This window comes from Mycobacterium sp. (assembly GCF_035603715.1).
GTDB lineage: Bacteria > Actinomycetota > Actinomycetes > Mycobacteriales > Mycobacteriaceae > Mycobacterium.
Map to the genome: position 1 here is coordinate 1 of NZ_DATNJW010000461.1, position 2,287 is coordinate 2,287.

The window sequence follows — 2,287 nt, forward strand, 5'->3', positions numbered from 1 at the left end:
CTCGATGATGTAGACGTCGTTCATCCGATCTGCCCCCCGCTCTGTGGTGAATAGGGCGCGAGCGTAGCGCCGACGGGCGACAACTTCCGAGCGCGGGCGAAGTCCGTACCCTCCGTCGTGCGTGGACTCGGGCTCGATCTCGTCGTTGTTGATGGAGCTTCGTGGTCGTACTTGCTTCCGGGCCAAGGTGCGGGTCTGTTCGTTCGTCTTAGCCGATGCCAGGCCGGGAAGTGGTCAACCTTGCGAAGGGTCACCGTTGGGGTTGGTCGCGATGCTGTTGACGTCGGAGCCATGTGCCCAGCATCTCGGTGGCGGCATATGTGCGAGTTCGCCCAACTTTGGCGGCGTCTAGCCCCGATTTTTCGCGCAATGTTGTGAGTTTCGGGGTGTAGATACGCGAAAGTGCCTGTCCTGCAAGGATAATCGGACTTCTCTAGGGTTCGATATCGCTGACGGGAAGGCACTTCGCAGGTGAAGAGTATCGCGGCCGCCTCACGGGTGAAAGTGTCCGCCGACGGCCACGGTGTCGTGTCGCATGCCGGGATGGGCCTGCTGCGTGAGCTCGCGGACCGCACGGGGTTATCGACGCAGGTCACCGCCGCTTTAGCCGACACCTACCGTGGCCGGTGGGTGTATGCACCCGGGGAGGTGTTCGCCGATCTGGCTGCCGCGGTCGCCGACGGCGCGGACTGCATCGACGGGGTCGGACAACTCTGCGGCGACCGCGAGCACGCCTTCGGCGCGACGGCCTCGACGACCACGATGTGGCGGTTGGTCGACGAACGTATCGACGCCGCGCGTCTGCCCGCAGTACGTTGCGCCCGAGCCAGTGCCAGGGCAGCGGCGTGGGCCGCGGGAGCCGCCCCCATCACCGGGGACTGGTTGCATATCGACATCGACGCCACCCTGGTGATCGACCACTCCGATGACAAGGAACTGGCGGCACCGACCTGGAAGAAGACCTACGGTCATCACCCGCTGCTGGCGTTTTTGGACCGGCCCGAGATCGCCGGCGGGGAGGCACTGGCCGGAATGCTGCGCTCCGGCCGTGCGGGTTCCAACACCGCCGCCGACCACATCACCGTCCTGGACCAGGCGCTGGCAGCGCTGCCGGCGGAATGGCGGCCGCACCCGGATCAGCGCGACGACCCGGATACGCCGAAGGTATTGGTGCGCTGCGACACCGCCGGGGCCACCCACGACTTCGCCGACGCGTGTCGGGCGGCTGGGGTGGGGTTCTCGTTCGGGTTCCCCGTGGACTGGCGGGTCCAGGACGCGGTGGACACCCTCAACCTCGGCGATGCCTGGTATCCGGCGATCGACACCGACGGCGGCCTGCGTGACGGCGCGTGGGTCGCCGAAGCCACCGGGCTGGTCAACCTGAACAGCTGGCCGGCCGGCACCAGATTGATCCTGCGCAAAGAACGCCCGCATCCCGGTGCCCAGCTGCGGTTCACCGACGCCGACGGGATGCGGGTCACCGCGTTCATCACCGATACCCCCACCGGCGTCGTGCCCGGACAAGTCGCCGGCCTGGAACTACGGCACCGCCAGCACGCCCGCGTCGAGGACCGCATCCGCGAACTGAAGAACACCGGCCTGCGTAACCTGCCGTGTCACGCCTTCGACGCGAACGCCGCCTGGCTGGAAATCGTTCTGACCGCCGCCGACCTGGTCACCTGGACCCGACTGCTCGGCTTCACCAACCATCCCGAACTGGGCCGCGCCGAGATCGCGACGTTCCGCTACCGGGTCCTGCACGTCGCCGCCCGCATCACCCACGGCGCCCGCCAAGTCCGCCTGCGCATCGACGCGACCTGGCGCTGGGCGGCGATCATCGCGACCGCCTGGCAGGCCATCCGCACCGCCTTCGACTGACACCGGATCCACCGATCCACCGGCCACGAAAGGCACACTGGCACTGGGAAAGCCCGCCCACCCGGCGACACGGGACCGACCAAGCACGCCACCACCGAAAACCATCACCCAGCGCCACAACTCCGCATCAAGCCAACACCACACCAATCACCGCGAAAAATCGGGGCTAGTAGCGTGCGCTGCCTATCCGGTGTCTTCTGATGGCTGTAGGACGGTGGCCTGTCCCGGCTCGGTGTCCGCCTTGATCCGACGATGCGCGGTCAATAGCAGTGTGTCGTAGGCGGATCGAGAGGGGAGGTCTCCGCTACCGCTGAGGGCGACGAAGTCGGCGGCTATCTGTCGGGCAAGAAGTCTCACCTTGGTGTTGGTCTCTTGGGATCGCCATTTGAGTACTTCGAAGGCCGCTGAA

The 2,287-nt window shown here is 66.6% G+C and carries 2 protein-coding genes and 1 pseudogene; 1 reads left to right on the top strand and 2 read right to left on the bottom strand.

Features of this window, described 5'->3' with window-relative positions; genetic code table 11:
• The coding region (locus VN856_RS18980) for a hypothetical protein (protein ID WP_325691800.1) at nt 1-186 on the bottom strand (186 nt) is incomplete at its 3' end.
• A 285-nt stretch (nt 187-471) separates the two neighbouring features.
• Here VN856_RS18980 and VN856_RS18985 point away from each other — a divergent pair.
• Nucleotides 472-1,878 carry an IS1380 family transposase gene (locus VN856_RS18985; RefSeq protein WP_325691802.1) on the top strand — a complete coding sequence of 469 codons (1,407 nt, stop codon included), beginning with the start codon at nt 472-474 and terminating at the stop codon, nt 1,876-1,878.
• 183 nt (nt 1,879-2,061) lie between these two features.
• On the opposite strand, the pseudogene VN856_RS18990 reads toward VN856_RS18985, so the two are convergent.
• A pseudogene (locus VN856_RS18990) lies at nt 2,062-2,287 on the bottom strand (hypothetical protein); the annotation flags it as partial.